This window comes from Terriglobia bacterium, from assembly GCA_020073085.1.
In the GTDB taxonomy this organism is placed as follows: domain Bacteria; phylum Acidobacteriota; class Terriglobia; order JAIQFV01; family JAIQFV01; genus JAIQFV01.
In genome coordinates this window covers 99,813-116,611 of the sequence record JAIQFV010000004.1, presented here as the reverse complement: position 1 = coordinate 116,611, position 16,799 = coordinate 99,813, and the positions used below count along the sequence as shown (strand labels likewise).

Here is a 16,799-nt window from a genome sequence, read left to right as displayed (position 1 = left end):
GACCGAAGGGAGAAATCGTCATGCAAACCGTCAATCCCGTCGTCGACCGCTGGAGACGAGAAGCGACAGAAGATCCGGATGTCTTCTGGGGCCGCGCCGCTGACCAGCTTCCCTGGTTTCGGAAATGGGATAAAGTCTTTCAGTGGGACTTTCCTACCTTCCGCTGGTTTATCAATGCGCAAACCAATTTGGCCTATAACTGTCTGGATGTCCAGGTGGCGCGAGGGAATGGAGGGAAGGCCGCCATCATCTACACCAATGAACGGGGCGAGCGGAGGGTCTTCACCTATGCCCAGACCCTGTTCGAGGTCAAGCGCATCGCCGCCGCATTGCGAGGTCTCGGCATCAAGCGAGGCGACACATTGACCATTTACATGCCCACCTGTCCCGAGGCGATTTTCACCATGCTTGCCACCGTGCGCATCGGAGCCATCCACTGTGCGGTCTTCGCTGGATTCGCCGCCAGCGCTCTTGCGGACCGCATTGCCGCCAGCCAATCAAAGCTGGTCTTCACGAGCGACATTGCCTATCGTAAAGGTGGAGAGGTTGCTCTCAAAGGCCTTGTGGATGAAGCCGTCTCCAAGGTCGAAAAGGGGGTCGAACATGTCATTGTCTTGCAGCGGAGGAAAGAACCGCCGGCCATGACCCCGGGCCGCGACATTGGATGGGACAAGTTTCTTGAAGGGGGGATCGGGAAAGACAGCCGCCATGAAATTATGGAATCCAACGAGCCCGCTTACATTCTTGCGACCTCGGGAACCTCCGCCAAGCCCAAGATCTGCGTGCACACGCATGGCGACTACGCCGTCGGGATCACCAGTTCCGCCCGCTGGTGTTTTGGATTAAAGGAGACGGATGTCTGGTGGGCAACCTCTGATATTGGATGGGTGGTTGGCCACAGTTACATCGTTTATGCTCCGCTGTTGCTCGGCTGCACTTCGGTGGCTTACGAGGGCGCCTTGGATTATCCCGGGCCGGACACGCTGTGGCGCATTATTGAAGAATTTAAGGTGAACGCCATCTTTACTTCACCCACGGCGGTTCGCCTTCTGATGCGGTACGGCGAGGCGGTTGCCAAACAATATGACTTCTCCTCCCTGGACCGCGTTTTTTGCGCCGGCGAAACGCTCAATCCATCCGCCTGGGAATGGCTCCAAAAAAAGGTCTTCGATAATCGTATTCCGGTGATCGATCATTACTGGCAGACTGAAACCGGCGGCCCGGTCCTTGGAAATCCTTATGGGCTCGGTATGGTCCCCATCAAGCCCGGCTCTGCATCCCTTCCCTTGCCCGGAAAGGAAGTGGCTGTGATGTCGCTGGATGGAAAACCGTGCCCTCCGGGGGAAAAAGGGATCCTTGTCGTCAAACGACCCTTTCCCGGACTGACGGCTCGTTTGTGGGGTGAGCCGGAGCGATATGGCCGGGACTATTGGGAGAGAATCAAGGGAGTCTACTTCACCGGCGATTCAGCACACATTGATGAGGATGGATATGTGTGGGTGGCGGGCCGGGCGGACGAGGTCATGAACATTGCCGGTCACCGCATCGGAACCATCGAAGTGGAGTCCGGGTTCCTCACGCATCCTGCCGTTGCCGAAGCGGGCGTTTGTGGCCGCCAGGATGAACTGCGGGGTGAGGTGATCAGCGCCTTCGTGGTGTTGAAGAAGGGACATGCTGCTTCGGATGAACTGCGCAAAGAACTTTCCCAAACGTTGCGCAAGGAACTGGGAGCCTTTGCCGTCATCGGAGAAATCAACTTTGTCGATGGACTCCCCAAGACGCGAAGCGGCAAGATCATGCGCCGGGTGCTGAAAGCAGTCGTTCTCAATCAGCCTCCCGGCGACATTTCCACGATTGAAGAAGCCGGCTCCGTGGAGGATGCCCGCAACGCCTGGATTCACATGAAGCAGGCCATCTCGGACCAGAAGTGAGACGAGCATCCAGGATTCCTGCGGGTTCAGGGGGGGACCGGATTCGGCATCCCACAGTCACAAATGTTCAGACCATGAACTTCACACTTCAGTATCTCACGGCTTTGTCCAATCGCGCCTGCAATGGGACAGCCGAATAGAAGGCGTCTTTCCCCATGTTCAGAATCATTACTGAGGCAAAGCAATTCAGCGAGTACGTCTTATTACGCGACGGCCAGGGAGTTCTCCTGCGAACGGCCACGGCAGAGGATGTGCCCTTGGTCGAGGACCTTATGAAAAGGACCTCGCGTGAAAGCCTGCAGATGCGCTTCATGGGCGCCGTCGCGCTTGTCCCCCGGACCATCATCGAGATTATGTGCACGGGCGAACCACGCGATCGCCTCTGTCTTCTGGCGATAGTCGGCCACGAGGCCGAAACCCGGGTAGTGGGAGTAGGCAATTACATCAGCCTGGGAGTGCGAGGGAAGGCGGAGGTGGCGTTCCTTATAGAAGACGCCTTCCAGGGGCGGGGAATCAGTACCCTGCTTTTGGAGCGTCTGGCCGGGATTGCGGCCGGGAACGGATTCGTGGGCTTCGAAGCGGAAGTCCTTTATGAGAACCAGGCCATGATCAATGTCTTCCGCGATTCCGGGTTTGAGGTTGTGCAGGCGCTGGATGGCGGCAGTATTCACGTCCAGTTCCCTGTGAGCGGCGCCGGCGCCTTGCGCGAGCGAGTCGAACTCCGCGATCGCATAGCCGCCGCCAACTCCCTGGTTCCTCTCTTACAACCCCGCACCGTCGCGGTCATCGGCGCGTCGAGGGATCCCGGCGCCATTGGAAGCATGATTTTCCGGAACATCCTGAAAAGCAATTTCGGGGGGACGGTGTTCCCCGTCAATAACCAGGCCACCTCCATCCATGGCGTTCGCGCTTATCCGTCGATACAGGATTTGCCGGAACCTGCGGACCTTGTAGTGGTCGCGGTTCCCGCCCCCAAGGTTCTGGAGGTGGCTGAGGAATCCATTCGCGCGGGGGCGAAGGCGCTGCTGGTCATCACCTCCGGTTTCGCCGAGAGCGGGCCTGAAGGCGCTGCCCAGCAACAAAGACTGGTGGACTTGGTCCGGTCCAGCGGAGCCCGTCTGGTGGGACCGAATTGCCTGGGATTGATGAACACTCATCCCGAGGTCAGTCTGAATGCCAGCCTTGCCCCCTCCATGCCACCGCGCGGCAGGATTGGGTTCTATTCGCATTCTGCGGCCATGGGGCTTGTTATTCTGAATTACGCGGCAGAGCGGGGACTTGGTTTCTCGATTTTTGTTTCTGCGGGCAATCGGGCGGATGTGTCCGGAAACGATCTCCTGCAATTCTGGGAAGAGGATTCCTCGACGGATATTGCCCTGCTCTATCTCGAGACCTTCGGAAATCCCCGCCGGTTTGCCCGGGTGGCGCGACGCATCTCCTTTAAAAAGCCGATCCTCTGCGTTAAGGGCGCCCGCAGCCGGGCCGGACGCGATGCTGCACGAGCTCATATCGGAGCGGTCGGTCAGAGTGACGTCGAAGTCGATGTCTTGTTTCGCCAGGCCGGAGTGATCCGCGCCGATACCCTTGAAGAAATGTTCGACGTGGCCGTGCTCCTGGCCCATCAGCCGTTACCCCGGGGAAACCGCGTCGCCATCATCAGCAATTCGGGAGGCGTGCTCACCATCTGTGCGGACGCGTGTGAGACTCATGGCCTCACGATCACGGGACCGGGATTGAAAGACCTGGGGCCCCTGGCCACGGTCGATGCCTACGAGCGTTCGGTGCAGGAGGCACTTGAGCATGACGAGGTCGATGCCTTGATTGCCCTCTTTGCATGCGTCGGGGATTGCGACTCCAAGCCGGTGGGGCGCGCCATCCGTCGCGGAGTCATCCGCGCCGAGCGCAACACCGGGGTCTTGAAGCCGGCGCTGCTGTGTCTGATGGGGGCCGCCGGGGCAGTCCAATTTGCTTTGGAAAGCCCCGCCGGGGAAGTGCCCTCACGCCATATTTTCCCCTCCTATCGATTCCCCGAATCGGCGGCACTCGCGCTGGCCCGCGCCGCCCAGTATTCCGCGTATCGCCGCCAACCCGGCGGACGCCTGCTCTGGTATGAGGACGTCGAGGCCGCATCCGCTCGCCAAGAGGTTCAGACAATGCTCGCTGCCACAGGTGCCGGGGCGGACCTTCTGTGGGTCGAAGGCGAACGGGCCTTCAAAATCCTCGGTTTCTTTGGAATTCGATCACACCCCATGGAGGCCTCCCTGGATGAGAGCACCCATGAGCAACTGGGCCTCGAAGTCCGCTCCGATCCCCACTTTGGCCCGCTGATCAGGCTCTGCCGGGCCGGGAAAAATCCGGTGATCCGAATTACCCCTTTAACGGACCATGATGTCCGGGAACTGGCCGAGAGTGCGGAGGTCCCCATCGAGTGCGGGATCGATGAACTTCTGGGAAGGGTGTCCCAGCTCATCGAAGAGCTTCCCTGGATGTCCGCCATGCAGGCCAGTATCCATCGTGTCGAACATCCGGATGCTCCCTGTACGGTGGCGCTGGGAACCGACGTCAAGCTGGGGTTCAGTCATCACGAACTCATCACCCAATAGACTCGTTTAGGATTTCGGATTTGTCCCGGGTCTTTGCAGGCCGGGAGATCTGAAGAGACCTTCGAGCTGCCCACCTGAACGCCGCGTCATGCTCGTCCCTCACGGTCCTCTTGCCGGGAGTAAGGAGGTCCAAGCTGTGTTAAGATAGTCCAAGGGTCGCAGGCTGAAAGTGGTCCCAGCAGCATTCATTTCATCTCCCCTTGATTTGAAACATGATTTTCTTTCGTCATAAAAGGAGTTCCGATGAGTTCAGCCGGTTCGATGAACGCAGTCATTAAGACAAAACCACAGTATGGCGCGGAATGGGGGGAGGCGCCCATCCCCTCCATTGGCCCGCACGATATCCTGGTCAAAATCATTGCCTGTTCCATTTGTGGGACAGATGTGCACATCTACGAATGGAACGACTGGGCCGCCCACCGGATCAAGACGCCGCAGATCATGGGCCACGAATTGGCGGGCGAAGTGGTCGACGTCGGCAATGAAGTGACCTCCATCAAGGTCGGAGATTATGTTTCAGCCGAGACACACATCCCCTGCGGGCGGTGTTTCCAGTGTAAGACCGGCAAGCCCGAGATCTGTCGAAACTTGAAAATTCTCGGGGTCGATACGAACGGATCGTTTGCCGACTACATGCGTCTTCCCGAAGTCGATGCATGGAAGAATTCCCGGTCCATCCCACCCGAAGTGGCCACCATCCAGGAGCCCTTGGGAAACGCCATCGACACAGTGCTGTCAGAGGATGTGGCCGGAAAGACTTGCGTGGTGATCGGTTGCGGCCCCGTCGGACTTCTTGCGGTGGCGGTCGCGAACGCGTGTGGCGCGACGACTCTGATTGCCACTGACGTCAACGAGTATCGTCTCGGCCTGGCAAGAAAAATGGGCGCCACGCATGCGTTTAATCCAAAGAATACCGACGTGGTCAAAGAGGTTCTGGAACTGACTCACGGTGACGGGGTTGATGTGATGTGCGAGATGAGCGGGAATCCGAAGGCGTTGCACCAGGGGCTGGCCATGGTGACGCCCGGCGGACGGGCCTCTTTACTCGGGTTGTACAGCGAACCGCAGACCTTGGATCTCAACAACGAGGTCATCATGCGCGGGATTCGCGTTCTGGGGATCACCGGAAGAACGATGTTTGGCACATGGTACAAGGCGGCGCGTTTTCTGGAATCCGGAAAGGTCGATCCTACTCCCATCATTACTCATACCTTTCCACTCAAAGATTATGTCCAGGCCATGGATTTGATGATTTCCGGCAACAGTGGCAAGGTGATCCTGGTGCCGGATGGGGCGAAATAGACTTGCACCGCAGTGGCGCCAAGATCGCCGGCCAACCTCTGGTTTCGAATCCCGACAAAAGGCAGGGACAGTCCCGCGATTGGTGACTGTCCCTCCTCTTCGATTCTAAATGCCGACGGCCATCTGACAACGAGGAATCTCGAATATGGAAGAGCACCGGGAACTCTGGTGGGACTCGCCGACGGTCGAACTGGGAAAGGTCGTCCAGTTGGATCTGCCCGACGGTTTGACCTGTGTACACGGAGGACACTTGCCGCAGGTCCAGGTCAGCTACGAATCGTGGGGCGTGCTCGACGAATCGCGGGACAACGCCGTGCTTGTCATCCACCCACTCGCCTTCGACTGTCACGTGACCGGTGATTTTGCCGGCCAACCACATGGCTGGTGGGAGCAACTGGTCGGGCCGGGCCGCGCCATTGATACCCGGCGATATTTCGTGGTCTGCCCCAATCTCCTGGGCGGCTGCTACGGCACAACCGGGCCGCGATTTCCGGCATCGGACGGAGAACCCTATCTCACACGGTTCCCGCTCCTCACCCCGCTGGACATGGTTCGTGTCCAGCGTTTGTTTCTTCGCCAACTGGGGATCGATCGACTCCGGATGGTGATCGGCGCCAGCATGGGCGGCATGCTGGCCTGGGAGTGGGCCATTGAATCGGGCGAGCAAGTGGACCTCGGGGTGGTGGTAGCGGCCCCGCTCCGCACCACGCCCCTCCAGATCGGATGGAACTGGCTCCAGCGGCGGGGCGTCGAGCTGGACATCAACGGAAATGAAGCCAGCTCCGCCTGGGGCCAGATGGTTGCCCGCGGCGTCGGGATGCTGAGCTACCGGTCATCGACCAGTCTTGAGGAGAAGTTCGGCCGCGATTGGTTCAAGCCGCCGGGCGCGACCCTGGGCGAGCGCGGAATGTTCAACGTGGAATCGTGGCTGCGCTACCAGGGCCTGAAAAGCATTAAACGTTTCGATCCTTACACCTACATTCTCTTTACGCGGGCCATGGACCTGTTTGATGTGAGCGTGAACCGCGGGAGCATCGTGGATGCCCTGGAGCAGGTTCGATGTCGCACCCTCGTCATCGGCATCAGCTCCGACCAACTCTACCCGGCCGCAGACGTCCATCTGGGGGCCGACATTCTCAACCATTTGGGCAAGCCGGTGGAGTACGCCGAACTCCGCTCCCCCCACGGCCACGACGCGTTCTTGCTGGAGACTGAGCAGATCTCGGCCATCCTGCGCGACGTGCACGCGCGCAAGTCGCTCCGCCTGATGCGTGACGTCCCCACGGTCGCACAACGCGAAGTCCGGACGGTCCGCCTCGGCATCCTGGGGGCAGGCCGGGTGACGGGGCTGTTCCTGCGACTCCTGGCCGAACGGCATGCCCAGCTCATTGAGGACTACAACCTCCGCCTGGATGTGGCTGCCGTGGCCGATATCGATCCTTCACGTACCCTCGATCCAAGCTTGGGGCCGATCGAGTTGGGTTACGATCCGGAGAAGTTGGTGCGGCGGGACGACATCGACGTCGTCATCGAGGCCACGCGGGGAAGCGATACGCACGGCCTCCTGGAGATCGCACTCCAGCGAAAGCGCCCTGTGGCGACCACTAACAAGCTTCTGATCAAGCAGCACGGACCTCACCTGGAGCAGTTCGCGCTGGCGCACGGAGTTCGGCTTGCCTACCATAATGCTATCGCCGCCGGATGGCCCCTGTTGTACGCAGTCGAGCGGCCGTTAGCACACCTTCAAATCCAAACCATCCATGCCGTGCTCTCATCAACCTGCAACGTAATCCTTGAGCAGATGGAGCAAGGGCTTTCGTTTGAATCCGCACTGAACCACGCCCGCTCCCTCGGCATCACGGAACCGGAGCCGGAACTAGACCTGTCGGGATGGGACACGGCGCAGAAACTGCTAATACTTTGTTCGCGGGCCCAGGGGCTTCGATTCGGGGTGGAGGAACTTAACATCCGGGGACTCTACGATCTCGACCCTGTCCTGGTGCGCGATGCCCCTTCCCTCGGCTTGCGGGTTAAGCTGGTGGGCCTGTTCATGGCCAGTCCGGAATCCCCCACTGCCGGAGTCCTGCCGCTCGCCGTCCCCGCCGAAGGCCACCTGGGAAGCGTTCGAGCCGAGAACAACGTTGTGGTACTCGACGGCGAGGAGACCGGCGAGATGGCCTATCTCGGCAAGGGAACCGGCCGACTGCCGGTCGCCGCCGCGCTGCTCAACGACGTGATCGGCCTGTATCATTCCCGGCACAGCTGGACGGGCCGGTTCCCGCGCGCCGCCTTCGAACTCCAGGCGCCACGCTTCGCCACCTTCCTCGCGCGGAAAGATCGGGCCGCCGGGCTGACTGATATCTATCAGGAGGGAGCCGTCCCCCTGCTCGAATCGCTGATCTGGACACACCAGCAGTAGGAGCGGACAGAGAACCCTTTTAAGACGACCAAGGGGTGAAACTTCAAATTCCAAAAGCCAAAGTCCAAATAAAACTCAAATTCCAACTTCCAAACATGAGCGACCTGCGAAAAAACCACCCCGTTTGGAATTTGGGATTTGGTTTTTGGTTATTACTTGGACTTTGGCTTTTGGAATTTGGAGTTTACTTCCCCCGGAGGTTGTTGCATTGCTTTTCGGCATCGGCATGGATATAATCCGAACTCGCCGCATCGCACAAAACCTCGTGCGCGTCGGAGGCTTGAAGGAAGAGTTATTCACAACCCGGGAGATTGCATACTGTCGATCGAGAGGAAGCAGTTCGCATCATTTAGCCGCAAGGTTTGCCGCAAAAGAAGCCTTCTTCAAAGCCATGGGGACCGGCTATCGCGGCGGCTATCGATTTGACGAGATCGAAATCATCAACGACAAACTTGGAAAACCCCGCGCCATCGTTTATGGGAAAGTAAAAAAATTCTGCCGCAAGAACCGTATTACCCGCATTCATGTATCGCTTTCCCATACCCAAGGTTTAGCCAAAGCCGTCGTCCTCCTCGAAAGACCTAAGCCTGCCTAGGAGGGCTATGTCCAATATAGGTTCATATGACGGAAGACTGGAGAATTTCTCCTGGTCGATGTCCGAAAAAGAACTCGGATACAAGGCCGGTGATGTGATCAACATCGGGTGGTACTGCACCGACCGGGTCTGCCAGATGGGCAAGGCTTCGAAACTCGCCCTCATCCATGAGGGGTTTAGCGGAGTGGAGCGGCGATACACCTACAACGACATTCGCCTGGCCTCAAACACCATCGGCGCCTACCTCCGGGGCCTGGGCATCCGGAACGAGGACCGGGTCTGCCTGTTCATGGACAAAATTCCGGAGCTGTATATTGGCTTTTTGGCCCTCCTGAAAATCGGGGCCATCGCTCAGCCGCTTTTCTCCGCCTTTGGCGACGAATCGCTTTATGTTCGCCTGAGTGACGCGGGGACCAAGGCCATCATCACGCAGAAGAAGCATGCGTCTAAAGTCAAAAAGATCCTGGAGCGATTGCCCCACCTCGAACACGTCATCATCGTCGACCATGACGGGAAGACGCCCCTCCGGGAACGCGAGGTGGCCTTTTCTCTGGGTGAGGCCAAACCGGTCGAGGAGCTGGAAATCTTTCCAACCCGGGCCGAATCCCCTTCCGTGTTCCATTACACCTCCGGCACGACCGGGCAACCGAAGGGGGTCAGGCACGTTCACTATTCATTGATCTCTCAGTACCTCACGGCCAAGTGGGTGCTCGATCTCCAGGAGGACGATATCTACTGGTGCACGGCCGACCCGGGCTGGGTGACCGGGACTTCCTATGGAATCATCGCTCCCTTCTGCCTCGGCATCACTCAATGTGTTTTGGACGCCGGGTTCTCGGCGGAAGCCTGGTACCGTTTCATCGAAAAGTACAAGATCACGATGTGGTATTCGGCCCCGACGGCAATTCGCTCCTTGATGAAAGCAGGCGACGAGATTGTCAAGCGATTCAACCTTTCCACCTTGCGGCATCTGGCCAGCGTTGGCGAGCCGCTCAACTCGGAGGCCGTGGTCTGGTCCCAGAGGGTCTTTGGGATGCCATTCCTGGATACGTACTGGCAGACCGAGACGGGCTGCATTGTGATCAGTAACTATCCCGGCATGGAAGTCAGGCCCGGTTCCATGGGCAAACCCTTCCCCGGCATCACCGCCGCGATTCTGAACCCCTCGACTTATGAGCCCCACTCCTCGTTTGGGAAAATCGGGCTCATCGGCCTCCGGCCCGGCTGGCCTTCGATGATGCGATCCTACTGGAACAACGAAACGGCGTTCCAGGAGAAGCAACGCAACGGTTGGTACTTGACGGGCGATCGGGCCCGGATGGATAAGGACGGCTATTTCTGGTTTGTGGGCCGCGACGATGATGTCATCAACACCGGCGGCCACCTCGTCAGCCCGTTTGAAGTGGAATCCGCCCTCCTGGGACATCCCGCGGTGGCTGAGTCGGCAGTAGTGAGCAAGCCTGATCCCATCAACCTGGAAGTGGTCAAAGCCTTTGTATCGCTGAAGCCGGGGTTTGAGCCGAGCAAGGACCTGGAATTGGAGATCATGAACTTCATCCGGAAAAAGCTCTCTCCTCTCGCCATGCCTCAGGAGATGGCATTCTTCAAGTCCCTGCCCAAGACGCGCAGCGGAAAGCTGGTGCGCCGCATCCTCCATGCCAAGGAGTGGGGCGAGGAGATCGGCGATACGTCGAGCCTGGAAGACGATTGAAGATTGTTTCGCCAGCACAATTGTCCCGGTGGCCGGGATGGACGATCCTTGTCCATCCCGGAGATGTTGGCATCGAGCGGTGTGACAGTCCGGAAATGTCCGGGATGCCATGAAAAACATGGCATCCCGGCTACCAAAACTATTCGAAGCACACGCGAGGAGCAATTGAAATGGACGATATGAAAAGCGTCATTCTTAGTTATGTGAAGAAGGAATACCTGGAAGATGACAGCGAACCCATCACCTTCGACACCCCGCTCATCTCGGGGGGCATTGTGGATTCATTTTCCATGGTTTCCTTGAAGCGTTTTCTGGAGAACAAATATGGCATCCAGATCCCCGATGATCAGGCGACCCCGGAGGCGTTCGATTCGGTGAACAAGATCGCCTTGCTCGTCGAGGGGTTCATTCAGAAGAAGGGGTAAGCGCAGTAACCGGCCCTGCAGATGGGGCGCAGTTCCGATACCTCTCCGGCCGGCATCCAGGCCGGGGAATCCGTGTCATATCGAGGAGGATCGACGATGGCCTATACCGAGAGGATCAGCAATCTTTATAAGGAACAGCTCAAAGCCATTCAGGAGGCAGGAATCTTCAAGCAGGAACGGTTCATCCACTCTCCACAGGCAGCCGACATCGAAGTGGAGTACCCGGTGGGGGCCTCTTTGAAGAAGGTCATCAACATGTGCTCCAATAATTACCTGGGGCTGTCCAGCCACCCCGACGTTTTGAAAGCCGCCCACGAGGGACTGGATGCGCGCGGCTATGGCATGTCCTCGGTCCGATTCATCTGCGGAACCCAGGATATCCACCGCGAACTCGAGAGAAAGGTCACGGCCTTTCTGGGCACGGAGGATACCCTTCTCTTTCCATCCTGCATGGACGCCAATGCCGGCGTCTTTGAGGCCATCCTCACCAAAGAGGATGTCATGATCTCCGACCGGTTGGTGCATGCCTCGCTGATTGACGGCATCCGCCTTTGCAGCGCCATCCATGACACCTACAAGCACTCCGACATGGGTCACCTCGAAGAAAAGCTCCAGCTCCACTCCGACAAGCGGTTGAAGATCGTCATTACCGACGGTGTCTTCTCGATGGATGGGGATACGGCCAAGCTGGATCTCATGGTCGCTCTTTGTGAGAAATATGATGCCATGCTCCTGGTGGATGATTCCCATGCCTCAGGATTTATCGGGAAGACCGGCCGCGGAACGCACGAGAAGTGCGGCGTGGTCGGCAAGATCGACATCATCACCACCACCTTCGGGAAGGCGCTCGGAGGAGCCTCCGGGGGTTGCGTCTCCGGGCGGAAGGAGTTGGTGGAGATGTGCCGGCAAAAAGCCCGCCCCTATCTCTTCTCGAACACCATCGCTCCGGTGGTTGTTGCCGGAGTTCTTAAAGTTCTGGAGATTCTTGTCGCCAGTACGGAGCGGCGGGACAAGCTGGAAAAGAATGCGGCTTATTGGAGAAAGGGTCTCACGGACGCCGGCTTTGTCTTGAAGGAAGGCGACACGCCCATCGTCCCCGTGATGCTGTTCAACGCCAAACTCGCTCAGGATCTTTCCAAAACACTTTATGACGAAGGGATCTACGCCATCGGCTTTTTCTTCCCTGTCGTTCCCCAAGGGCAGGCCCGCATCCGGACTCAGATTTCGGCCGGACATGAAATCCACCACCTCGATAAAGCCCTGAGCGCTTTCATCAAGGTCGGAAAAAAGTTCAACATCCTGGGCAAGACCAAGCAGGAAATCGTGGAGATGTACGGTTTGTAATAAACCGCCTCGACTGAGGAGGAACTTCTATCAACACCACCGAGACGCAAACGCCCGCGGCCGCTGCGCCTTGGTGGTGTTTTCTTGTTTTGACCATCGATGTCCATTCGCAACCTTGACAAGATCTTCAACCCGCAACGCATCGCCCTGATCGGCGTCACGACCAATCCCAACAGCGTCAGTGGCAAGACGCTCAATAACCTCATTGGGGGAGGGTTCAAGGGCGTGGTCTACCCGGTCAACCCGACCCAGGAAGCGGTGCTCGGGGTTCCCTGTTTCCCGGACCTCAAGAGCCTTCCTCGCGTCCCCGAACTGGGCATCATCTGCACCCCGGCGGAACAGGTGCCCCAGGCGGTCAAGGAATGCGGCGAAGCAGGCATCCTGGGCATCATCATCCAATCCGCCGGCTTCCGGGAGATCGGAGAAGAAGGAAGGAAGCTCGAAGAACAAATCCGTCTTGAAAAGCGGAAGTTTGAGGACATGAGGATCATCGGGCCGAACTGTCTCGGCGTCATTGTTCCTTCCCGGAAACTCAACGCCAGTTTTGCCACGGGGATGCCCAAGGCCGGGAGCGTGGCCTTCATTTCCCAGTCAGGCGCCCTCTGCACCTCCGTGCTCGATTGGGCCATGGAAATCAACATAGGCTTCTCCTATTTCGTTTCCATGGGCAATGGGCTGGACGTGGAGTTTGGGGACTTGATCGATTTTCTCGGGGAGGACGAGAACACCCAGTCCATCCTGCTGTACATCGAATCCATCCAGCAGGCCAGGAAATTCATGGCCGCAGCCCGTGCTTTTGCGCGAACGAAACCCATCGTCGTTTACAAGTCCGGGCGTTTTCCCGAATCGGCGGAGGCTGCCGCATCGCATACGGGCGCCCTGGCGTCCGAAGACGCCATCTATGACGCCGCGTTCCAGCGGGTCGGCCTCGCCCGGGTGTACGACATCGGCGATATCTTCGATGTGGCCGAGCTCATTGGGCGGAACCGTTTCCCCCGGGGACCACGCCTCGGGATCATCACCAATGCCGGCGGCCCCGGGGTCATGGCGACCGACACCCTCATCTCCCTCAGCGGGGTTCTGGCGCGATTGTCGGAAAAGACCATGGCCGCATTGAACGAGAATCTTCCGCCCTTCTGGTCCCATGGGAACCCCGTGGACGTGCTGGGGGACGCACGTTCCAAACGGATCGCCAAGGCCACCCAAATTGTGCTTGAAGATCCCGGTGTGGATGCCGTGCTGGTGATCCTCACCCCGCAGGCCATGACCAACACAATCGCGACAGCCAAAGAGATCAGCCTGCTCGTGCCGGAAACTACGAAACCCATCCTGGCCGCGTGGCTCGGCGGAGCCAGTATGCGGGAGGGCATCAAGATGCTCAACGATGCCGGCGTGGCAGCGTACCAGACCCCGGAGCAGGCCATACGGGCCTTCATGACCCTGGTTCATTATTCCCGCAACCTGGAAATTTTGTATGAGACCCCCAAGGACATCCCGGTCGAGTTTTCAGTGGACCGGGAGAAATTGCGGGGAGAATTTGCGGCAAAGTTGCCAACCACTGGAACGATCTTTTCTGAAGAAGCCTCGAAATCCTTGCTGGAATCCTACGGGGTCCCTTCCACCACACCCTATCCGGCCGGGACTGCCGAAGAAGCGGTGACGATTGGGCGGAAGATTGGATTCCCCGTCGTTTTGAAGATATGGTCTCCCGAGATCACCCATAAGACCGATGTGGGCGGCGTGATGCTTGACCTGGGCGACGAGGAAATGGTCAGCACGGCCTTCGATCGCATCATCCGCAATGCCAAAGAGAAAGCGCCTCATGCCAGGATCGATGGCGTCACCGTCCAGCGAATGGCCCGGACCAAGGATGCCCTCGAGATGATCCTGGGAATCAAGCGAGACCCGATCTTCGGCACCGTCATTCTTGCCGGAATGGGCGGAACAGGCGCAGAACTCTTTGCCGACCGGGCCCTGGGTTTTCCACCCCTCAATGAACGCCTCGCCAGGCTCATGCTTGAATCTCTCAAGATCTATCCCCTGCTGACAGGTTACCGCGGGAGCCGGCCCAAAAACGTTGAAAGGCTTATTGCCGTTCTGATCCGCCTGTCCTACCTCGCGGCCGATTATCCGGAGGTCAAAGAGTTGGACATTAATCCGCTGGTCGTCACACCGGAAGATGTCCTGGCGCTGGATGCCCGGGTCGTCATCGACAAGGAAACCACCTTTCATTCCGAAACCCGGTACGCGCATCTGGCGCTTCACCCCTATCCTGAGGAGTACGTAAAACTCGCCCGATTGCCCGACGGATCGAGTGTCACCTTTCGACCTATTAAACCCGAGGACGAACCCCTCTGGTTCGATCTATTGCGCAGCTGTTCGCAGGAATCCCTTTTTCACCGGTTCCGTTATTTCTTTCATTGGGAAACCCACGAGGTCGCAAGCCGTTATTGTTATATCGACTATGACCGGGAGGTGGCCATCGTCGCGGAAGTCCTCGAGGAAGGAAAAAGAAAAATAATTGGCGTCGGTCGACTCATCGCCGATCCGGACCATGAGAGTGTGGAGTATGCCATCCTGATTGCCGATGCCTGGCAGAACAGGGAGCTTGGCACGGCCCTCACCGATTTCTGCCTGGACATTGCCAAGAAATGGAACTTGAAGCGGGTCGTCGCCCAAACCACTACCGACAACCGCCGCATGGTCGCCCTGTTCAAGAAACGTGATTTCGAAATGAAGATTGAAGATACGATGGTGTATGTATCGAAGGATTTGTGATCTTTGGAGCGGCAATCCAGTAGGCGGCCGACATCGCAGGAAGGATTCTGCCGTTCGAAACGGTCACCTGCCCGAATTCCCGGCGCGACAAGGGAGTTCGTCCAGATGGACCGCCAACGCCAAAGCAAGCCGATACCCGAGATACACGCTGATCGGTTTTACTTTCGCCGCCTGGTCCCAGCGGCTATGGAGTATTCTCGACCACTCATTTGTCATTCCATGAAGGGTGACGGCAGGAATATCTCTTGCCAGGAAAGGACTGGAGTCGGCCTCGGCATTTTGGATCCGGGCGTGACCAAAGGGGATCTTCATCTTCCGGGCTTGATCGGCAGCCAGCGCCTCGAGGCTGGCACTGGAGACGCTATCGTCTACCTGCGGGGCCGCTAAACCCAGACTGTCGATATTGATCATTGCACAGTAGAGGGCGACCTGATCCTTTGGGATCGCTTCGGCCATGGCTCTTGATCCGACCAGGCCCTTTTCCTCCTTTCCGAATGCGACAAATAAGAGGGTCTTCTTCAAAGGGACGTTTTTCAAGCTCCTATACAGATGCGCCAAAGTAACAATCCCCGTCCAATTGTCCAGAGCCCCACAACCCTCCGGCACTTTGTCATAGTGGGCTCCAATAATAAGGACCTCCTGGGAAGATCCTTCCTTGCGAACAACCAGATTCTCGACATTCTTGAACTCCCCGGGGGATACCTCCGAGGGATGTGCCCCCATTTTTAAGAACAAAGATCTTACAGCTTCCAAACGCTCTTCGTTCTTGCAGGGAACGGAACTGAACTCAGTTTCGATTTGTTCGGAGGTTGATATTTCGATCCCGGTCAGCTGTGCGGCTGAGGAGGTCGGGACCAGCCAGATAAACGTCTGAATCAGAACCGCCGCAACGCAGACCTTCCAACCGGACCTTATGCTCAATGGTTGCCTCGGTTCAAATGATCGATAAGGATCAAAAATAGTGACGTTCTCAAAACGTCCGGAGAGACTGGGCGGCCCAGCCGCGAATTAGAACATCTCCTATTTCCACAGTTTGAGATCCCGCTAAATTCTCTCATTCTCAATAACCATCTAAGATTTCGCACTGGTCGAGCGTTGGCGAACAGCCAGCTCTTCCGCCAGAGTTTGGAATTCGGTTTGGGCGGCGAGCACTTCCCCTCACAGATAAGTTTGCAGGGCATTCACCGCCAGCAGGGCAAAGGAGGCATTGATCCTCTTATTACAGCTCTCTGCTTCGAATTGGTATCCCTTCATGTCTTTTTCCAAACTCTCCAGGATGGATAGCGCCTCATTTATTGTCACGTCGATCGACCTCGGCATCGCAGAAATTCATTAGGCCAAATAAACTGAAATAATATCGAACTACTTCTTCTCAGGGATGTATCCCGCCTTTCTGAAAATTGCAAATCCCTGCACGGTGATTTTCTCAAGCTCCTTAAAGAGCATTTCATCGGCGACTTTGAAGTTGAAGCAGGACTTGCCTTGCATCCGCGCTTTCAATTTTTTCGACATGCCATCGCGCAACTGGGGACATCCGTAAACCGGCATGAGGTGGTAGCTCACATAATTCTTCCCAATTTCAGTCCAGGCGACAGGAATCGGCCTCTTCATTTTCGGACCTGGGGGGGCTCCGAGACAATACCGACTCGGGCTGTCTTCCGTCACTGAGAGAGCCGTTGAATGCTTTTGCA

At 57.6% G+C, this 16,799-nt stretch carries 12 protein-coding genes; 9 read left to right on the top strand and 3 right to left on the bottom strand.

Annotation, left to right across the window (positions count from 1 at the left end; translation table 11 throughout):
* The first annotated feature begins 20 nt into the window (after positions 1–20).
* The 9 genes from LAO21_06330 to LAO21_06290 all read left to right on the top strand — a co-directional run bounded on the left by LAO21_06330 (position 21) and on the right by LAO21_06290 (position 15,108).
* Positions 21–1,931: an acetate--CoA ligase gene (locus LAO21_06330; protein ID MBZ5552319.1), complete on the top strand. Its 1,911-nt coding sequence runs from the start codon at positions 21–23 to the stop codon at positions 1,929–1,931.
* Between the two features lie 155 nt (positions 1,932–2,086).
* Positions 2,087–4,534, top strand: a complete 2,448-nt coding sequence (locus LAO21_06325; protein MBZ5552318.1) for a GNAT family N-acetyltransferase — start codon at positions 2,087–2,089, stop codon at positions 4,532–4,534.
* Between the two features lie 261 nt (positions 4,535–4,795).
* Positions 4,796–5,836 (top strand): L-threonine 3-dehydrogenase, encoded by a 1,041-nt coding sequence (gene tdh, locus LAO21_06320; GenBank protein ID MBZ5552317.1) that lies wholly within the window; start codon positions 4,796–4,798, stop codon positions 5,834–5,836.
* Between the two features lie 145 nt (positions 5,837–5,981).
* Complete coding sequence (metX, locus tag LAO21_06315) at positions 5,982–8,255, top strand: homoserine O-acetyltransferase (protein ID MBZ5552316.1); 2,274 nt, start codon at positions 5,982–5,984, stop codon at positions 8,253–8,255.
* Positions 8,256–8,379: 124 nt separating this feature from the next.
* Positions 8,380–8,850, top strand: a complete 471-nt coding sequence (gene acpS / locus LAO21_06310) for a holo-ACP synthase (GenBank protein ID MBZ5552315.1) — start codon at positions 8,380–8,382, stop codon at positions 8,848–8,850.
* A gap of 7 nt (positions 8,851–8,857) precedes the next feature.
* Positions 8,858–10,561, top strand: a complete 1,704-nt coding sequence (gene acsA, locus LAO21_06305; GenBank protein ID MBZ5552314.1) for an acetate--CoA ligase — start codon at positions 8,858–8,860, stop codon at positions 10,559–10,561.
* A gap of 170 nt (positions 10,562–10,731) precedes the next feature.
* Positions 10,732–10,986 carry an acyl carrier protein gene (locus LAO21_06300; GenBank protein ID MBZ5552313.1) on the top strand — a complete coding sequence of 85 codons (255 nt, stop codon included), beginning with the start codon at positions 10,732–10,734 and terminating at the stop codon, positions 10,984–10,986.
* Between the two features lie 96 nt (positions 10,987–11,082).
* Positions 11,083–12,330 (top strand): glycine C-acetyltransferase, encoded by a 1,248-nt coding sequence (locus LAO21_06295; protein ID MBZ5552312.1) that lies wholly within the window; start codon positions 11,083–11,085, stop codon positions 12,328–12,330.
* A gap of 99 nt (positions 12,331–12,429) precedes the next feature.
* Positions 12,430–15,108, top strand: a complete 2,679-nt coding sequence (locus tag LAO21_06290; GenBank protein ID MBZ5552311.1) for a GNAT family N-acetyltransferase — start codon at positions 12,430–12,432, stop codon at positions 15,106–15,108.
* Between the two features lie 63 nt (positions 15,109–15,171).
* Here the strand turns inward: LAO21_06290 and LAO21_06285 are convergent, their stop codons facing one another.
* From LAO21_06285 to LAO21_06275, 3 genes are all read right to left on the bottom strand, one after another.
* The gene (locus LAO21_06285) at positions 15,172–16,029 is read right to left on the bottom strand and encodes a M20/M25/M40 family metallo-hydrolase (protein ID MBZ5552310.1); all 858 of its coding nucleotides are present in this window, start codon (positions 16,027–16,029) and stop codon (positions 15,172–15,174) included.
* 237 nt (positions 16,030–16,266) lie between these two features.
* On the bottom strand, positions 16,267–16,428 hold the full coding sequence (locus LAO21_06280) for a hypothetical protein (GenBank protein MBZ5552309.1): 162 nt from the start codon (positions 16,426–16,428) through the stop codon (positions 16,267–16,269).
* Between the two features lie 42 nt (positions 16,429–16,470).
* Complete coding sequence (locus tag LAO21_06275; protein MBZ5552308.1) at positions 16,471–16,719, bottom strand: hypothetical protein; 249 nt, start codon at positions 16,717–16,719, stop codon at positions 16,471–16,473.
* Positions 16,720–16,799 lie beyond the last annotated feature (80 nt).

Excerpts from the sequence above, each read along its gene's own strand:
- LAO21_06330 (MBZ5552319.1), top strand. The coding sequence starts at position 21 with ATGCAAACCGTCAATCCCGTCGTCGACCGCTGGAGACGAGAAGCGACA.
- LAO21_06325 (MBZ5552318.1), top strand. The coding sequence starts at position 2,087 with ATGTTCAGAATCATTACTGAGGCAAAGCAATTCAGCGAGTACGTCTTA.
- tdh (MBZ5552317.1), top strand. The coding sequence starts at position 4,796 with ATGAACGCAGTCATTAAGACAAAACCACAGTATGGCGCGGAATGGGGG.
- metX (MBZ5552316.1), top strand. The coding sequence starts at position 5,982 with ATGGAAGAGCACCGGGAACTCTGGTGGGACTCGCCGACGGTCGAACTG.
- acsA (MBZ5552314.1), top strand. The coding sequence starts at position 8,858 with ATGTCCAATATAGGTTCATATGACGGAAGACTGGAGAATTTCTCCTGG.
- LAO21_06300 (MBZ5552313.1), top strand. The coding sequence starts at position 10,732 with ATGGACGATATGAAAAGCGTCATTCTTAGTTATGTGAAGAAGGAATAC.
- LAO21_06295 (MBZ5552312.1), top strand. The coding sequence starts at position 11,083 with ATGGCCTATACCGAGAGGATCAGCAATCTTTATAAGGAACAGCTCAAA.
- LAO21_06290 (MBZ5552311.1), top strand. The coding sequence starts at position 12,430 with ATGTCCATTCGCAACCTTGACAAGATCTTCAACCCGCAACGCATCGCC.
- LAO21_06280 (MBZ5552309.1), bottom strand. The coding sequence starts at position 16,428 with ATGCCGAGGTCGATCGACGTGACAATAAATGAGGCGCTATCCATCCTG.
- LAO21_06275 (MBZ5552308.1), bottom strand. The coding sequence starts at position 16,719 with ATGAAGAGGCCGATTCCTGTCGCCTGGACTGAAATTGGGAAGAATTAT.